General features: G+C 62.2%; 15 protein-coding genes and 1 tRNA gene. 9 read left to right on the top strand and 7 right to left on the bottom strand.

The features are described from left to right. Window positions 1-32 precede the first annotated feature (32 nt). From coxB to LK12_RS09335, 5 genes are read left to right on the top strand one after another with little or no spacing between them, the layout of a single operon-like run. Window positions 33-995, top strand: a complete 963-nt coding sequence (coxB, locus tag LK12_RS09355; protein ID WP_039282585.1) for a cytochrome c oxidase subunit II — start codon at window positions 33-35, stop codon at window positions 993-995. After that, window positions 992-3,514 (top strand): cytochrome c oxidase subunit I, encoded by a 2,523-nt coding sequence (gene ctaD, locus LK12_RS09350; RefSeq protein WP_039282581.1) that lies wholly within the window; start codon window positions 992-994, stop codon window positions 3,512-3,514. The genes coxB and ctaD overlap by 4 nt, the downstream gene beginning before the upstream one ends. Further along, window positions 3,511-3,906 (top strand): membrane protein, encoded by a 396-nt coding sequence (locus LK12_RS09345; RefSeq protein WP_039282579.1) that lies wholly within the window; start codon window positions 3,511-3,513, stop codon window positions 3,904-3,906. The genes ctaD and LK12_RS09345 overlap by 4 nt, the downstream gene beginning before the upstream one ends. Further along, a complete protein-coding gene (locus tag LK12_RS09340; RefSeq protein ID WP_039282575.1) occupies window positions 3,903-4,502 on the top strand; it encodes a cytochrome c oxidase assembly protein in 600 nt (199 codons plus the stop codon). Before LK12_RS09345 ends, LK12_RS09340 begins: the two co-directional genes overlap by 4 nt. Beyond that, a complete protein-coding gene (locus tag LK12_RS09335) occupies window positions 4,499-5,572 on the top strand; it encodes a c-type cytochrome (RefSeq protein WP_039282571.1) in 1,074 nt (357 codons plus the stop codon). The genes LK12_RS09340 and LK12_RS09335 overlap by 4 nt, the downstream gene beginning before the upstream one ends. Here LK12_RS09335 and LK12_RS09330 read toward each other — a convergent pair. After that, window positions 5,569-6,564, bottom strand: coding sequence for a DNA topoisomerase IB (locus LK12_RS09330; RefSeq protein WP_039282570.1), 996 nt, complete (start codon window positions 6,562-6,564; stop codon window positions 5,569-5,571). The two genes, LK12_RS09335 and LK12_RS09330, sit on opposite strands and share 4 nt — an antisense overlap. A 2-nt stretch (window positions 6,565-6,566) precedes the next feature. Then, on the bottom strand, window positions 6,567-7,832 hold the full coding sequence (locus tag LK12_RS09325; RefSeq protein ID WP_082010444.1) for an AI-2E family transporter: 1,266 nt from the start codon (window positions 7,830-7,832) through the stop codon (window positions 6,567-6,569). A gap of 105 nt (window positions 7,833-7,937) precedes the next feature. Here LK12_RS09325 and LK12_RS09320 point away from each other — a divergent pair, with 105 nt between their 5' ends. Then, window positions 7,938-8,171, top strand: coding sequence for a hypothetical protein (locus LK12_RS09320; protein WP_039282566.1), 234 nt, complete (start codon window positions 7,938-7,940; stop codon window positions 8,169-8,171). A 70-nt stretch (window positions 8,172-8,241) separates the two neighbouring features. Here LK12_RS09320 and LK12_RS09315 read toward each other — a convergent pair whose 3' ends face one another. Beyond that, window positions 8,242-8,463, bottom strand: a complete 222-nt coding sequence (locus LK12_RS09315; RefSeq protein ID WP_039282561.1) for a hypothetical protein — start codon at window positions 8,461-8,463, stop codon at window positions 8,242-8,244. A gap of 97 nt (window positions 8,464-8,560) precedes the next feature. Between LK12_RS09315 and LK12_RS09310 the strand changes: the two genes are divergently transcribed. Then, window positions 8,561-9,400, top strand: a complete 840-nt coding sequence (locus LK12_RS09310) for an oxygenase MpaB family protein (protein WP_231568306.1) — start codon at window positions 8,561-8,563, stop codon at window positions 9,398-9,400. Between the two features lie 32 nt (window positions 9,401-9,432). Here the strand turns inward: LK12_RS09310 and LK12_RS09305 are convergent, their stop codons facing one another. Next, on the bottom strand, window positions 9,433-10,332 hold the full coding sequence (locus LK12_RS09305) for a TorF family putative porin (protein ID WP_039282557.1): 900 nt from the start codon (window positions 10,330-10,332) through the stop codon (window positions 9,433-9,435). A 102-nt stretch (window positions 10,333-10,434) separates the two neighbouring features. On the opposite strand from LK12_RS09305, the gene LK12_RS09300 reads away from it, so the two are divergent. Then, window positions 10,435-12,423, top strand: coding sequence for a BCCT family transporter (locus LK12_RS09300; protein ID WP_052223296.1), 1,989 nt, complete (start codon window positions 10,435-10,437; stop codon window positions 12,421-12,423). Between the two features lie 150 nt (window positions 12,424-12,573). Further along, a tRNA-Met gene (locus LK12_RS09295) sits at window positions 12,574-12,650 on the top strand. A 192-nt stretch (window positions 12,651-12,842) separates the two neighbouring features. Here LK12_RS09295 and LK12_RS09290 read toward each other — a convergent pair. From LK12_RS09290 to mltG, 3 genes are all read right to left on the bottom strand, one after another. After that, complete coding sequence (locus LK12_RS09290; protein WP_039282554.1) at window positions 12,843-13,364, bottom strand: fasciclin domain-containing protein; 522 nt, start codon at window positions 13,362-13,364, stop codon at window positions 12,843-12,845. A gap of 607 nt (window positions 13,365-13,971) precedes the next feature. Continuing rightward, the gene (locus LK12_RS09285; RefSeq protein ID WP_231568305.1) at window positions 13,972-14,520 is read right to left on the bottom strand and encodes a 2'-5' RNA ligase family protein; all 549 of its coding nucleotides are present in this window, start codon (window positions 14,518-14,520) and stop codon (window positions 13,972-13,974) included. Then, complete coding sequence (mltG, locus tag LK12_RS09280) at window positions 14,517-15,491, bottom strand: endolytic transglycosylase MltG (RefSeq protein WP_039282549.1); 975 nt, start codon at window positions 15,489-15,491, stop codon at window positions 14,517-14,519. The genes LK12_RS09285 and mltG overlap by 4 nt, the downstream gene beginning before the upstream one ends. Window positions 15,492-15,494 lie beyond the last annotated feature (3 nt).

The following is a 15,494-nucleotide window of genomic DNA, read 5'->3' as shown; positions in this document are numbered from 1 at the left end:
GGCGGCCGGGACAGCCACAGGGGCAGTAACTCTTGCGTAAGTTGGTGGGCACATCGGTGATCTTGCTGGCGGGGTGCAACGCCCACCAGTCCACGCTTGCCCCCTTCGGCGAAGAAGCGCGTTCCACCTATTGGCTCACCGTGACGCTGGGCATCGGCGCGCTGCTTATAGCGGTGCTTGTCGGTACGCTGGCATGGCGGGCCGCGCACTCACCCGGAAATGCTCTCGATCACCGTCAGGGCATGCGATTGATCTTGTGGCTGGGAGCCGTCTTCCCCACTGTGGTGCTCACCGCCTTGCTTCTTTTTGCATTACCCGAAATGCGCCCGCTGCCGAGCCAGCCGGGAGATCTCACGATACGCGTCGATGGCGAACAGTTCTGGTGGCGCGTGCAATACGAAAGTGGCCGCGGCGAGCCGCTCATAGGGGCCAATGAAGTGCGCATCCCGGTGGGGCGTCCTGTCGTGTTCCAACTGGCAGCCAAGGACGTGATCCACAGCTTCTGGATACCCGGACTAGCCGGAAAGATGGACATGATCCCGGGACGCACGAACCGGCTCATCGTCAAGGCCGAAAAGACCGGACGTTTTCGCGGCGTATGCGCTGAATTCTGCGGACTATCCCATGCCTTGATGGCCTTCGACGTCGTGGCCATGGAGCCTTCGGCGTTCGACGCGTGGCTCGTGGCAGCACGAACGCCCGCTGCAGTAGCCCGTGGTCGCACGCGCGGCGCCGCTCTCTTCGCAGACTACGGCTGCAATGCCTGCCATGCGGTACGGGGGACTGAACACGACGCCCGCATCGGCCCCGACCTTTCCCGCTACGGTGCGCGCACCAGTCTCGGGGCCGGAACGCTGCCACCAACCACGGGCAACACAGCAACCTTCATTCGCGATGCCGATGCCGTCAAGCCGGGCGCCCGCATGCCCTCCTACCCCATGATGCCCGAAGACGAGGCACACGCCATCGCGGCCTGGCTGAAGGAGCTGAAATGAGCTTCCACGAGCAGGACGACCCTCAACTCCGGGCAGCACAGGACGAGCGCCTTCGCGCCGCATGGGCCGCGCCCAAGGGCTTCTTCCTGAGGTGGACGGACACGAACAACGACGCCGTCGGCGCCTGGTACACATTGACGGCATTCGGCTTCATGCTGCTTGCCGGGGTGCTGGCGCTGATCATGCGTGCGCAGCTCGCGGTGCCGGAGAACGATCTGGTCGATGCCTCGACCTTCAACCAGCTTTTCACCCTGCACGGTTCGATGATGATGTTCCTCTTCGCCGTGCCCATGTTCGAGGCGGTCTCGATCATTCTGCTGCCGCAGCTTCTCGGTGCGCGAGACCTCCCTTTCCCCCGCCTGTCGGCCTTCGGGTACTGGTCCTTCCTGCTCGGGGGCATCTTCGTGGCCGGCTCGATCTTCTTCGATGCGGCTCCGGACGGCGGCTGGTTCATGTATCCCCCGCTGACCACCCGGACCGACCTTTCCGGCCTCGGTGCCGACATATGGATGCTGGGCCTCTCCTTCATCGAGGTCTCGTCCATAGCCGCCGCCGTCGAACTGATCGTGGGCGTTCTCAAATGCCGCCCACCGGGCATGCGGCTCAACCTCATGCCTCTCTACGCCTGGTACATTCTCGTGGTGGCGGTGATGATCCTGTTCGCCTTTCCGCCACTCATCGCCGGGGACCTGCTGTTCGAGATGGAGCGCCTGCTCGACTGGCCTTTCTTCGACGCGACGCGCGGCGGCGACCCGCTGCTGTGGCAGCACCTGTTCTGGATTTTCGGTCATCCGGAAGTCTATATCGTCTTCCTGCCCTCGATCGCCCTGTTCGCGATGCTGGTCCCCACGTTCGCGAGACGCCACGTGCTGGGCTATCCATGGATCGTCCTGGCGGCGGTGGGCACGGCCTTCCTGTCCTTCGGCCTGTGGGTCCACCACATGTTCGCCACCGGCCTGCCCAAGATAAGCCTGGCCTTTTTCTCCGCCGCCTCTGAAGCGGTCGCGATCCCGACCGCCGTGCAGATATTCGTGTTCATCGCAACGATCTGGGCAGGCCGCGTCACCTGGTCGACGCCGATGCTCTACGCCAGCGGCAGTCTGGCGGTCTTTGTGATCGGCGGGCTCACGGGCGTCATGGTCGCCGTCGCCCCCTTCGACTGGCAGGCGCACGATACATACTTCGTAGTGGCTCACCTGCACTACGTACTGATTGGAGGGACACTGCTGCCGCTTTTCGCCGGGCTCTACTACTACTGGCCGCTGATCACCGGAAAGAAGCTATCCGACCGGCTTGGGCGCATTGCCTTCTGGTTTCTCTTCGTGGGCGTGAATCTCTGCTTCTTCCCGATGCACCTATCCGGTCTGGAGGGCATGCCGCGCCGGGTATTCACCTATCCGGCGGAACTCGGCCTGGGCAGCCTCAACCTCGCCTCCACGATCGGCGCATTCATATTCGCGAGCGGGGTGGCGATAATCTGCGTCGATCTCGCGCGTTCCCCCTGGCGCCCCTTTGCCGAGCGCAATCCCTGGCACGCCGGCACCCTGGAGTGGCTGGCCTATCCGCACGACGAGCACTGGGGAATCCGCTCTATCCCGCTTATTGAAAGCCGGTACCCGATCTGGGATCAGCCCGATTTCATGCGCAAGGTGGATGAAGGCCGCTATTTCCTCCCCGATGCAGAGGAAGGCCGGCGCGAGACGATCATCACCACGGTGCTCGATGCCCGCCCGATCTCGGTAGTGCGGCTGGGCACCCCGTCGTGGAAGCCCATGCTGACGGCCTTCGCTCTGGGCGGCGTTTTCATCTTCACGACATACCACCTCTACTGGCCAGCCCTCGTCTCGGGGCTGCTCACCTTGGCGATGGTGATGTGGTGGGTATGGACCGGCACGGCGGAAATTCCGGAACGGCCCTCCAAGCCGATCGGGCACGGATTGGAATTGCCCCTGTACATATCCGGCTCCTCGTCTCCGGGCTGGTGGGCCATGTTCATCACCATGATGGCAGATGCCACCGCCTTTTCCGGCCTTGTTTTCGGATATTACTTCTTCTGGACCCGGCACGCCGACTTTCCGCCCGACGAACTTGCCCATGCGCCGGGCGTTTTCTGGCCCATGCTCGCCCTCGTCGTGGGGTTGGTCGGATGGGTGTTTACTGTGGGGGGGCGCGAAGTCCACGCCCGCGGCGGCGTGGCGCTGGCCAGGGCAATGCTGGCAGCGAGCCTCGTCGCTTCTCTCGCAAGCGCAGCGGCGGGCCTTGCCGGCCCCTGGCTTTCCGGCATGAACCCTTCGCTCCACAGCTATCCGGCCATCGTCTGGACGCTGGCGGGCTGGACGGCCGCACACGCCGCAGTGGCGGCTATCATGCTCGCCTATGTGCTCGCCCGCAGCTTCGCCGGTCGCTGCACGCCCGCCTATGACGCCGATCTTCGCAACGTCACGGTTTTCATGCACTTCTTCGCGCTGACCACGCTCGTCACCTATCTCACCATCGGTCTGTTTCCGGAGGCGACATGAGCGACCCCGAGAGATCCGAGCAGCACCGCAAGTGGCACCAGCAGCTGCGCATCACGCTCTGGACGCTGATCATCCCGCCTACGGCCTGGGCGGCCCATTTCCTGTTCTCCTACCTTTGGGCGGCGATCTCCTGCGCCAAGACAGGGCGGTTTGCGACGTTCCCGGTGCTGTTTGTCGGGGGGACGGTCATGGCTCTGCTCGTGATCCTGTTTTCGGGCTGGCTTGCCTGGCACAAGGAGCGGACGCCTGGCGATCCGCCCCCTCACGAAGACAGTACCGAAGTCGACCGCCTGCGTTTCCTTGGTAAGGCGACGCTGCTGCTGGCCGGTCTGAGCTTCGTCGGCGTGGTGTTCACGGCCCTGCCGGTGATTTTCATCGGGGATTGCCAGTGAAACAGGTAGCGCTTCCCCTCGGCCTCGCCTTGATCCCACTTGCCTGGGGGGTGTCCCGGTTCGGCATGACCGGGCACATGACCGCCCACATGCTATCCGTGGCGGTGGCTGCGCCGTTGGTGGCCGTGGGGCTGCGCGGCAGCATGCTGGATCCGGCCGCACGCTGGCCGCAGCGGGTCACGCCGATGGCGATGATGCTGCTGGAACTGGCCACTGTCTGGGGGTGGCACCTGCCCGCCTTGCGCCGCGCCAGCGCCACCTTCACGAGCGTGGCCTTGGTTGAACAGGCCTGCTTCCTCGTGGCCGGATGGCTGCTCTGGAGCGCTGCGCTCGGGAATGTCCATCGGGCATCCGGCATTGGCGCGCTGCTGCTCACATCGATGCACATGACCCTGCTCGGCGTTCTCGTCGGCCTCTCTCCCCGGCCTCTTTATCCGATGGCGCAACCACACGCCGCGCCGTTCGGGCTCGACCCCGTGATCGACCAGCAACTGGGCGGCGCGGTAATGCTTGCCATCGGCGCGATCAGCTATCTGGCTGGTGGCCTGGCCCTGCTGAGCGGGCTGCTCACCACCGACGGCGAGGATGCGACATGACCGTTCGCATCACCTGGAAACGCGTGCTCGTGACAATTCTGACTCTGGCGCTCGCAGGCCTGCTGTTTGCCTGGTCCGGGCTTTTCCAGATCTCGGCGTCATCCGGCCACTGGAAGATCACGGAATGGTTCCTGCACTGGACGATGCAAAATTCGGTGCGCACCTATTCGACCTTCGGGACCCCCGACAAGGTGCGCGAAGACGATGGACTCGTCAGCGCCGCCGGCCACTTCAGACAGGCATGCCAGGTCTGCCACGGCGCGCCCGGCCAGCCGCCCTCGCCGCAGATGCAGGCAGCCACGCCGCCCGCACCCGACCTTGCCGAAACCGTGCACCATTATGACGATGCCGAACTGTTCTGGATCGTTCAGCACGGCGTCAAATACACGGGTATGCCGGCTTGGCCGACGCAGGAACGACCCGACGAGATCCGGCGTATGGTCGGGTTCCTGCGCCGGCTGCCCGGGATGACGCCACGACAGTACGAGGCGCTGACGCACGTATCCGCCCGACAGGCGCCGTCGCAATTGCGCGCGGGCCTTCTTGAAAGCTGCACAGGATGCCACGGAGCGGACGGCCTGGGCCGGAAGCAGGGCGATATTCCGATCCTTGCCGGCCAGAAGGCATCCTACCTTCGCGACGCCTTGCGCGACTATGCCTCGGGCAAACGGGCAAGCGGACCGATGCAGGTTGCCGCCGCGCCGCTTTCGGAATCCGAGATGGCGGCTCTGGCCGAGCACTTTGCGACAATGCCGGGACTCGAAGACAAACCCCTGCCCCATACCGATCCGATCCTGTTCGAAGGTATCCGCGAAAGACAATTGCCAGCCTGCACGCGCTGCCACGCCCCGGGAAAGCCGAAACCGCTGATCGCCGGGCAGCACGCCACCTATCTTGAGAACCGCCTTCGGTCCTGGCGTGGAGAAGAGACGGTGATCGATGCGCACAAGACGCAACTACCGATGCCCGTCATCGCCCGCCGCATTCCCGAGAAAGAGATCCGGGGCCTTGCCAGGGCCCTGTCCGAGGCCGGAGGCGAGCAGCCTGCCAACGCCCGACCTCAACCCTAGGACGCGCTATCTTTGGCGCCTGAACAGCTCTCCTCCTGCAGCAGATCGATCAACCCCCGCTCCGCACGGGCAAGCCACTTGGTGCGGCGCGGAAGCGTATCGGGAATTTCCGCAAGGTCGCCGCTGCGAACCATCTCTATCAGGTCCGGATGGACGTAGGACTTGCGTGCGACCGCCGGCGTATTGCCAAGATGTTCGGCAACATGTGCCAGCATTTCGCGCAAGGTTCGGTGCCCTTCACTCCGGGTCAGCCACTCAAATGCCAGAACGCTTGCCCGCCAGGTGCGAAAGTCCTTGGCGGTGTATGCTTCGCCCATCGTCTCGTGAATGTAATCGTTCACGTCGGCAGAATTGACCGGATGAAACTCGCCCGCATTGTCACGGTACTGGAAAAGGTGCTGCCCGGGCAGATCCTGCACCTGCTTGACGAAGCGCAGCAACCCGCGATCGGTCACACTCATCTCGCATAATCGCCCCGACTTTGCCCGGAAACGCAGATCGACCCGGTTCCTCCTGATCTGCGCATGGCGCTGGCGCAGCGTCGTCGCACCGAAGCTTCGGTTAGAGCGCGCATAGGCCTCGCTACCGACGCGTATCCGGCCACTGTCCAGCAGCCGGACTATGGATGCAACCGCCCGTTCCCGGATGAGAGTCCGTTTCGCCAGATCTTCATCCACGCGCTTTCGTATCCGCGGCAGCAGTCGACCGAAGCCGGCGCAACCCCCGAACTTGCGGGCGTCGCGCTGTGCCACATAATCGGGGTGATAGACGTACTGCTTGCGCCCCCTTGCATCGATGCCGGTCGCTTGGATGTGCGTGTCCGGATCGCTGGCGAACCAGCAGTCTGTATAGGCGGGAGGCAGGCCGATAGCGTCCAGCCTCTCGATCTCGTCAGGATCGCTGATCCGCCGGCCTTCCGCATCGAGGTAAATCCATGCGTCGCAATGCTTGCGCCTCGTGATGGCGGGCGCGTCCGTGTCGGCGTAGCGCATCGCTACCCTTCGCCCTCCCTCTCGTCTTCCGGTTCACCTGGAAGCGAGGTTTCGGTATCGAGCGCTTCGCGGACGTAGAGACGCTTTACCATGACGTAGAGTACAACCAGCAGCGGCGTTGCGAAGATGATCCCGACGATGCCGAAGATCAGCCCTGCAGCGATAATCCAGAAAAGGGTGAGCGCGGGAGGAAGGCTCACGAATTCTCGATGAAGGATAGGGACCAGCGTATTACCCTCTATCTGTTGCACGGCGACGTAGACCAACAGCGCCCAGAGTGCCGTTTCGGGTCCTTGCATGAGCGCCAGCAGAATGCCGGGTATCGAACCGATTATCGGTCCCAGATAGGGAATGCCTTCAGTGAGCCCCGCGATAAATCCGAGAGCCATTGCCGACGGCACGCCCGCAATCCACAGCCCGACGCCGGTCAGCACGCCCACGACGATCATGGAAATCAATTGGCCGAGCAGCCAGAGCCGCAATGCCCTTCCCGAATCCTGCAAGGACTGCGATACCAGTGTTCGCCGGTCAGGCGGTACCAGCTTGACGACACCGCGCGTGTACAGCGAGGGCTGGGCTGCGAAGAACACGGCACCGAACAGGATCAGCAACAAGGTCGTTGCCGCATTTCCCACCATGTTGAAGATCTGCGGCAGCAGCTTGGGAATATCGACGCCGCTTTCCATCGATGCCAGCATCTGAGGTCCGAACGGGACCGCATCGGCAAGGGTGCGAATTTCTTCCCACGAGGTGGGTATGGTTGAACTCAGGTGCGCAAACTGATCCGCCATCGTCGATCCGAACAGCCAGCCTGCGCATCCTATGACACCAGCGACGATCAAAACCGCTGCCGCCGTGGAGAGTCTCGTTCCCAGGCGGGTATGCTCGCTGATCGGGTCGGCAATAGCGCGTAGCAACACCGCAAGGACGACCGCGCCCGTGACCACGACAATCAGCGACCTGATGTGCCAAAGCACCGCCACGATCACCCCAAACACGACGATGATCATCAGCCTTTCGACAAAAAGGCGATGCTTGCTATCCTCCCGGCCCGTATTCGGCATGAACTGCTCCAATTTTGCGACCGTGCTGACAGGTCCCTCGCAGCAGAAACGTGCGGCAAGCACAGAGGTGCCGTGGCGGTCACTTTTTCTGGGTTCGTGCATTTGTCGTAATGTTCGCGGCGTTCGGCAACTACTCGTCAGATGTCCGCCACGCCCCGTGGCAACCAGGGCGGCGAACAGGCACCGCGGGCCATTGCTGCGCATTTCCAGGTTAAGCGTGGTTGAAAGAGAGAAGTCGGGAACCCCTTGTTGGGCCAGCCCCGCCTTCTCTCACGAGACCGCATAAAGGAGTTGGAAAGGAGACATCCCATGTCAGGTGGCGGAGAATACGAGCCTCACGATTCGCGGCACGTCGTTGACACGAAAGGCGACAAGCGCTCTTGGCGCGAACAGGAAGACGCTCGCAAGGGACGCGGCGAATACGCCCCCTACGATGTTCGCAATGTTACCGGCACGGCCACGACGCCAGACGACCGCTGGACCAACGAGGACGGCAAGCCACCGCGCGCGGACGGGCAGCCCGACAAGCCGGAAGGCGACTGAGCACCTTTCCCGCAGCGCGCACGGCGGAGGCGATGCAAAGCCAATTGGCGTTCCCGTCCGGCGGTGAGGTTCAATCCTGCGGCTTGGGAGTTGATCGGCCGCGCGACTGGTCTCGGGCGGTATCCGCCTCGTGACGACCCTTTGCGTCCTGCCGTTCCCCTTCGAGTACATAATCCGGACGCGCTGAAAGTTCACCAAGCGCCCGCTTGGCCTTGCCCATCGCCTGATCCTTGAGGGCCTTCGTCTTGAGGTTCATCTTCACGTCTCCGGTATGGCGCTTGAAACACAGCATGTGTTCATTCGTTTCCAATCCTGCCCTTGTCTGGAGGTAACGCCGGCAGATGGTTTCGGTTTCTCCCCTTTCAGTTCCTGCGTCGCTGGCGCGAAGGGTGCTGGTCCGCCAGGTTCGAGGCCTGTTCAACGATGGCAGCAAGGGCGAGCGGCCGGTGGCACCGTCGCATGATGCTCTGTTCGAGCCTGATACCCCAATCCGCAACGTGCACGCCGATGTCGTGGCCATGATGATCGGCGGCATAAGTGCCCTGATGCTGCAGATGCTGCACCCCGCCGCCTTGCGCGGCGTCCTCGACCACTCCGATTTTCGCAACGACATGCGCGGCCGACTGCGGCGAACGGCTCGGTTCATTGCGGTCACGACCTACGGCCATCGCGACGACGCGGAACAGGCCATCAGAACGGTCAATGCGATACACGCCCGCGTTACAGGCACGATGCCGGACGGAACGGCCTATGCCGCTGCCGATCCGCGAACCTTGGCGTGGGTCCATGTGGCCGAAGCGACCAGCTTCCTCAATGCCTACCGCCGCTATGCCGATCCAGAGATGGCGGCATCCGATCAGGACAAATATTTCGCGCAATTCGCCGTGATCGCACAACGCCTTGGCGCCGAGCCGGTGCCAACAAGCCGCACGCAGGCAGCCGAGATCATGCAGTCGATGCAGCCGGACCTGTGCGCAACCAGCGAGACGCGAGCCGTTGCACGAATGATCCTTGACGGCGAGGGACGTCTCCCATCGCGCATGACGCAAAGGGTTCTCGCAGCTGCCGCCCTTGACCTGCTCCCGGCCTTTGCGCGCGAAATGCTGGGGCTGCAACGACCGGGGTTGGAGCGATATCCAGCAGTCATTGGAACCCAAGTGGCTGCCGAGGCGGTACGCTGGGCCTTTGCCGACGAATTGCACCGCCGCGATCGAAAGCACAATCATTAGGGCCTGGTTTGCGGACGCCGGGGAGACCGCGCTCAAAAGCTCCAGTTGACGCCGATCCGCCCGACGACCTCACTATCTCCCAGGCCATTCACGACCTTGTCGTTGAGCATCCAGACATCCACCCCGCCGCTTACTCTGACGTTCTCCGCGGAATTCGGAAATGGCTGTCCGGACACGGACACCCCTGTTCGGAAAAAACCGAAGGTGGGATGGCCGCCTTGCGCATCATCGTAGTACGTGTCCGCCAGGCCGACGACGAGAGGCATGGTGACATGCACGGGACGATCGGGATGTCCGACGTCGAACGAGGGGGAAAGCGACGGTTGCACGTAAAGGGCATCCGGCCGCCCCGGACGGCCTGCCTCCTGAACCATGCGCAAGGAGGGGGACAGCGAAAAATTGTCGAGCGGCACCGTGCCACTCCAGAGGCCGCTGTCGTCGAACCCGACGATCAGCTCCAGGTCGTTGTAACCATCGAAAGAATCGCTCAGTGATCCGTAGCGGTAATAGGTTGCCGAGACGGACCAGCGATCGTTCACCGTGACTGCGCCGCCCACATAGAAATCGTTTTCGTAAAATCGGGTCAACTGCCCCGCTTCCGTCGCCTCGACGTGGCCGAGCTTGACGTTGTTCCAGTTGCCGACGAACATCTTGGCGCCGGAGATAGCGCCTCCTTCCAGGCCCGGAAGAGAAAGCGACACGGTGACGTAAGGCTGCAGGCTGGCCTCTTCGGCGAAGCCAATCCCCCGCGAAATATATTTGCTGACAAGCGCCGCCCCGACGTCGACCGAAACTCGGTCGGCAGGTTTTTCGGCTTCGTCGACCAGTGGGTCAGGCGTTGGGCTGGCACTGCTTTCGGGCGGGGTGTCCTGGGCCATGGCCGGCGTAAAGGCACCAAAAGCGAGCGCGATCCCCGGCAGGAAACGTCTCACATTCTATCCCCAATCGGATTTCATTTGATGAAGACGAAACTCGACAAGGCCGGAGTCGTTCCATCATGAGGGGCACCCGCAAGATCTGATCAGGAGGCAACAATGACCGATCCGGTTCTGACCGAGTCAGCACCGCTGGGAAAAGGAAGCTGGCTAAAGGTCAATCCGCCGGTATTTTTCATCTCGGCAGCGCTGATCCTCGCCTTTTCCTTTTACGGTGTTGTTTTCACCGATCAGGCGGCCCGGGTATTCGGCCATGTTCAATCCTGGATCGTGGAAGAATTTGGCTGGTTCTATATCGGCGCGGTTGCCGGGTTCCTCATCTTCGTGCTGTTCCTGATGGTAAGCCGGTACGGGGACATAAAGCTCGGACCGGACGAGAGCGAACCCGAATACAGCTACATTTCATGGTTCGCGATGCTATTCAGCGCCGGAATGGGCATCGGCCTGATCTTTTTCGGCGTCGCCGAACCCATCCAGCACTACGCCTCGCCCCCGGTCGGCGACGGCAGCACTGTCGACGCTGCTCGACAGGCGCTGGTCCTGACGTTCTTTCACTGGGGTCTTCACGCCTGGGCGATCTACATCATCGTCGGCCTCGCGCTCGCCTATTTCTCGTTCCGACGCGGCTTGCCCCTGACCATCCGGTCGACGCTCTATCCGTTGCTCGGCAGGCGCATCAACGGTCCGATCGGCCACGCCGTGGACATCTTTGCGGTGCTGGGCACGATGTTCGGCGTCGCGACGTCGCTCGGGTTGGGTGTGCTGCAGGTCAACGCGGGCTTCAATTACCTTTTCGGCATTCCGTCGGACACCTTGGTCCAACTGGTACTCATCGCCGTGATCACCGGCTTGGCAACGCTCTCGGTGGTCATGGGCCTCGACAAGGGCATCAAGCGCCTTTCGGAACTCAACATCATCCTGGCCGTGGCCCTGCTGGCATTCGTGCTCTTCGCAGGCTCCACCGTGTTCCTGCTGCAGGCCTTCATGCAGAACATCGGGTCCTATCTGGGGGCTGTCGTCCCGCGCACGTTCCGCATGTATGCTTATGAGCCCAATCCCTGGCTGGCCAACTGGACCCTGTTCTACTGGGGCTGGTGGATCGCCTGGTCGCCCTTCGTCGGCATGTTCATCGCCCGCATCTCGCGGGGGCGTTCGATCCGCGAGTTCATTATCGGCGTGCTACTGGTGCCGGTCCTCTTCACGTTCCTGTGGATGACCGTGTTCGGTGATACCGCCATCACGCTCGACCTGAGCGGCTCGGCGCCGATCGCGGAAACAGTGGCCGACAACATGCCGGTCGCCCTGTTCGAGACGCTCGAGCAACTCCCGATCGCCACCATCAGTTCCGGGATCGCGACGTTGCTGGTTGTCACGTTCTTCGTCACCTCGGCCGATTCCGGTGCCCTGGTGATCGACATGATCACATCGGGCGCCGCAGAAAGCCCACCCGTTTGGCAGCGAATCTTCTGGGCTGTCAGTGCCGGTCTCGTCGCCGCCGTGCTGCTCATCGCAGGCGGTCTGCAGGCGCTCCAAACCGCGGCCATTGCAAGCGCCCTACCGTTCTCAGTCGTCATGGTCTTCATCTGCTATGGCCTGATGAAGGCGCTGCGGTCCGAAAGCGGCGGTACCGCCATCGACTTCTCGATAGCAGAAGATGCCATTTCGGAGGTCGGCATGACATGGCAGCAGCGTTTGACGAGCATCGTCCATCACTACGGCAAGGGTGATATTTCCCGCTTCCTGTCGGAAACGGCGCATCCTGCCCTCGAGGCCGTGGCGAGCCAGATGAAGAACAGTGGCATGGAGCCTGTTATCAGCGAAAGCGACGACAGCCTCTCCTTCAGCGTCCCGCACGGTGAACTCGGCGCTTTCCGTTATACGATCCGCGTGAGAGGCTTCAGCGCCCCCAGCTTTGCCTGGGCGGAAAAACGGGGCGGCCCGGAAGGCGGACGGAAGCACTTCCGTGCCATTGCCCACTCCTCGGAAGGCGACCAGCCGCACGACGTTACCGGCTTCGGTAGCGACCAGGTCATCAACGATCTGCTGAACCGTTACGCCCACTTCCGGCATGTCCGAAACCTGGGGTAACGCGGCTTTTCACGGGCCATCGCTGCGAATGGGATGGGAGGTGCTTTTTCGGTGTTGACCGCAAGCACCCTCCCCCCTAAAGGACGCGGCCTGCACCGGCCACCCGGTGCACCTGATCGAGCCCTCCCGCAAAGGGGAGGACCTTGGTGTGGCGGAGTAGCTCAGCCGGTTAGAGCAGCGGAATCATAATCCGCGTGTCGGGGGTTCGAGTCCCTCCTCCGCTACCATTTTCCTTCGTTTATTCTTCGAATTGGGTCGGGGCTCGATGCCCTTTGTCCGCGTTTACCTGACCTAAAAAGCGCGCGACTTCCGTTCTGGGAAAACCTGCAAGCAAAAGAGCGGAGCGGCATTTTGCAATTGCCGCCCCGCCACCAGAATGGATGATGCCATTCGTGTTGTCGTGGCATCGTTTTAAAACGTCAGCCCGGCATCGATACGGTGTCTGTTGCGTGAATAATGCCGTTCGAAGCTTTCAGATCGGCTTGGACTACGGAAGCCGTGCCGCCCTCAGAGTCAGTCAGGATGACCTTTCCGTCCGACAAGCTGGCGGTCAGCAAGGCGCCCTGCACGGTTTTCAGCTGTGCTGAGCCTCCATTTTCGTCAATCATGCCGATCAGTTCAGAGGCGGAAACTTTGCCAGCCACCACGTGATACGTCAGAACCGAACGCAGTGTCGTTACGTTTTCCGGCTTTAGCAGGGTCGCGACGGTATCTTCGGGAAGTTTAGCGAACGCGGAATCGGTGGGTGCGAAAACGGTAAAAGGTCCCTGACCGGCAAGCGTATCGACCAGACCTGCGGCCTTGACCGCGGCCACCAGCGTTTCATGCTGGGGCGAGGCGATGGCTGTTTCGACGATGGTCGAACTGCGATGATGATCGGCAAGTGCAGGGGTGGTTGCTGTGAGGGCGATCGCCGAGGCTATAACGAAAAACGGTTTCATCACGTTTTCTCCTTTGCGGGGGATATCGGATTAAGGCCCTTGCGGGACTGGCGAGGCTGGGGATTCGATACAGGTCTCGATCACGACAGCGCCAAGGCACTGGAAATCCATATTGCACTGAGGCTGAGTATTGCCAGACAGAGACTCACGCCAAGGACGTATCGAACAACATACTCCTCGCTTCCGCCTCTCACATTTTCTGGAGAATATTTATGCTCGTCTTCAGGCAAATGCATTGCATTCTCCTATTTCCATTTTTGGTGAGCCATGAATGCAAAGATGCGCGCAAGGTGGGGTGGCAACAACCTGTCCCTAGGGGCATTTGTTCTAAGGCATCGCAGTCCCACAAGCGCATGTACGGGGGCGCTCGATTGCCAAATTTGAAGGTCGCTGTCCGGCGTCGATGGCTATCCGCATATCGACAGATTCTGCGTGCCCGAAATCAGCTTATCCCGGCCCAACTCCCGCGAACGGGGGATCAATCCAGCCCAAGGCAAAGGCAAATCGACCTTGAGAAACGATTGTCCATCGCCCCCCACTGAGAAAATCGCGTCAAATGCCCGCCTGTCGAGGGACGGAGCCTACTTTGCTACCACGCTCCCTCAGTTCAGCCGCGAAATGCGAGGAGCCGAATCGGCCGCCACAGCCCGTCCTCCCATGCATAGAGACCGAAGCCGCGAAAGCGGAAGGAAACGGGCCGCAGTTCCGGGCCCAGTTGCGCTTGCAGGGCTTGCGCTTCCTCACGCTTCACCTTGTTCTGGATCGTCACGTGCAGGCGCAGCGGCCGCGAATCCTGATCAGTGAGAAGGCCGTGCATGCGCTCGGCGATGATGGCGTGCAGTATCACCATTTCCGGGCTCTGGACGGCCAACGCCGTCCCCCTGCCCAGTTTCATGATGCCATCAATCCTGGCTTCCGGCGCCGGATTGCGTGCAAGGTCCGAGAGGACCTGTACGAGCTCCTCCTCGACCGACGGCGGCAATGCATGAAACAGGGTGACATGGGCCCGGAGCCGATTGCGCTCGGGCGGGTAGTGTTCGCGCCGCAAGGAGTCGGTCCAGGCCAGAATATCGGGCGGTAACTCCGCCGTGATCAGCAGCGGCGCGCCGGGCTTTCTCGGTCCGGTCGCTTTCCAGTCAACGGTCGGGCCGATCACAATTCGCCGCGTTCACGCCGAATGGCAAACCACTTCGCGACGTTGGCGTTGTGCTCTTCCAGCGTAGTCGCGAAGGCATGGCCGCCGGATCCGTCCGCGACCATGTAAAGCGCATCGGTCTTGGCGGGGTGAAGCACAGCCTCCAGCGACTCCTTGCCGGGATTGGTGATTGGTTGCTTGGGCAGGCCGACCATCGTGTAGGTATTGTAGTCGTTGACTGCCTGGATTTCCGATTGGAGGATGCGGCGTCCAAGCGGTTTGCCCCTGGTTATGGGATAGATGATCGTGGGATCAGCCTGGAGCAGCATGCCTTGCTTCAACCGGTTGGAGTAAAGTCCGGCCACCATGCGGCGCTCTTCTGGCTTGCCGGTTTCCTTTTCCACTATCGAGGCGAGGATCACGGCCTCTTCGGGTGTCTTCACCACGAGATCGGGTGCGCGCTTGGCCCAAAGTTCCTTGAGCGTGCGGCTCATCGCGGCCTGCATACGGCGAAGTACCGCCTCGCGCGTCTCGCCTCGCTGGAAGGCGTAGCTATCCGGCAGCACGGAGCCTTCCTCGGGTACAGCGACCTCGCCGGTCAGCTCCGGCGTCGCCATCAGCCGTTCCTGTACCATGATCGAGGGCATACCCTCGGGGATGGTTACGAAACGGCGGATGACGTCGTCGCTGCAGATGATCGAAAAGACGCGGCTGGGGCTGGCGTGCGCCGGAATGCGGAACTCGCCGGCCTTGATGGCGCTGCCGCCGCCGAAAATGCGCGCTCGCAGGGTGAAGCCGTCTGCGGAGCGAATGATGCCCTTGTCTTCCAGGCGTTCAGCCACGGCCGTAAGGCTGGCGCCGTTGGGGACGACGAAGCTGCGATCCTTCTCCAGCGGACCGGAGCCGAACCAGCCGCCCAAAAACACCCCTATGGCCAGCACGGCGGCTGCGGCTAGAACCGCAGCCAGAATGCACCCGCGCCGGGACATCATCGC

The organism is Novosphingobium malaysiense, from assembly GCF_000802225.1.
In the GTDB taxonomy this organism is placed as follows: Bacteria; Pseudomonadota; Alphaproteobacteria; order Sphingomonadales; family Sphingomonadaceae; genus Novosphingobium; species Novosphingobium malaysiense.
Note: the sequence above shows the minus strand (reverse complement) of the source record. Positions and strands in the feature narration are given on the sequence as shown.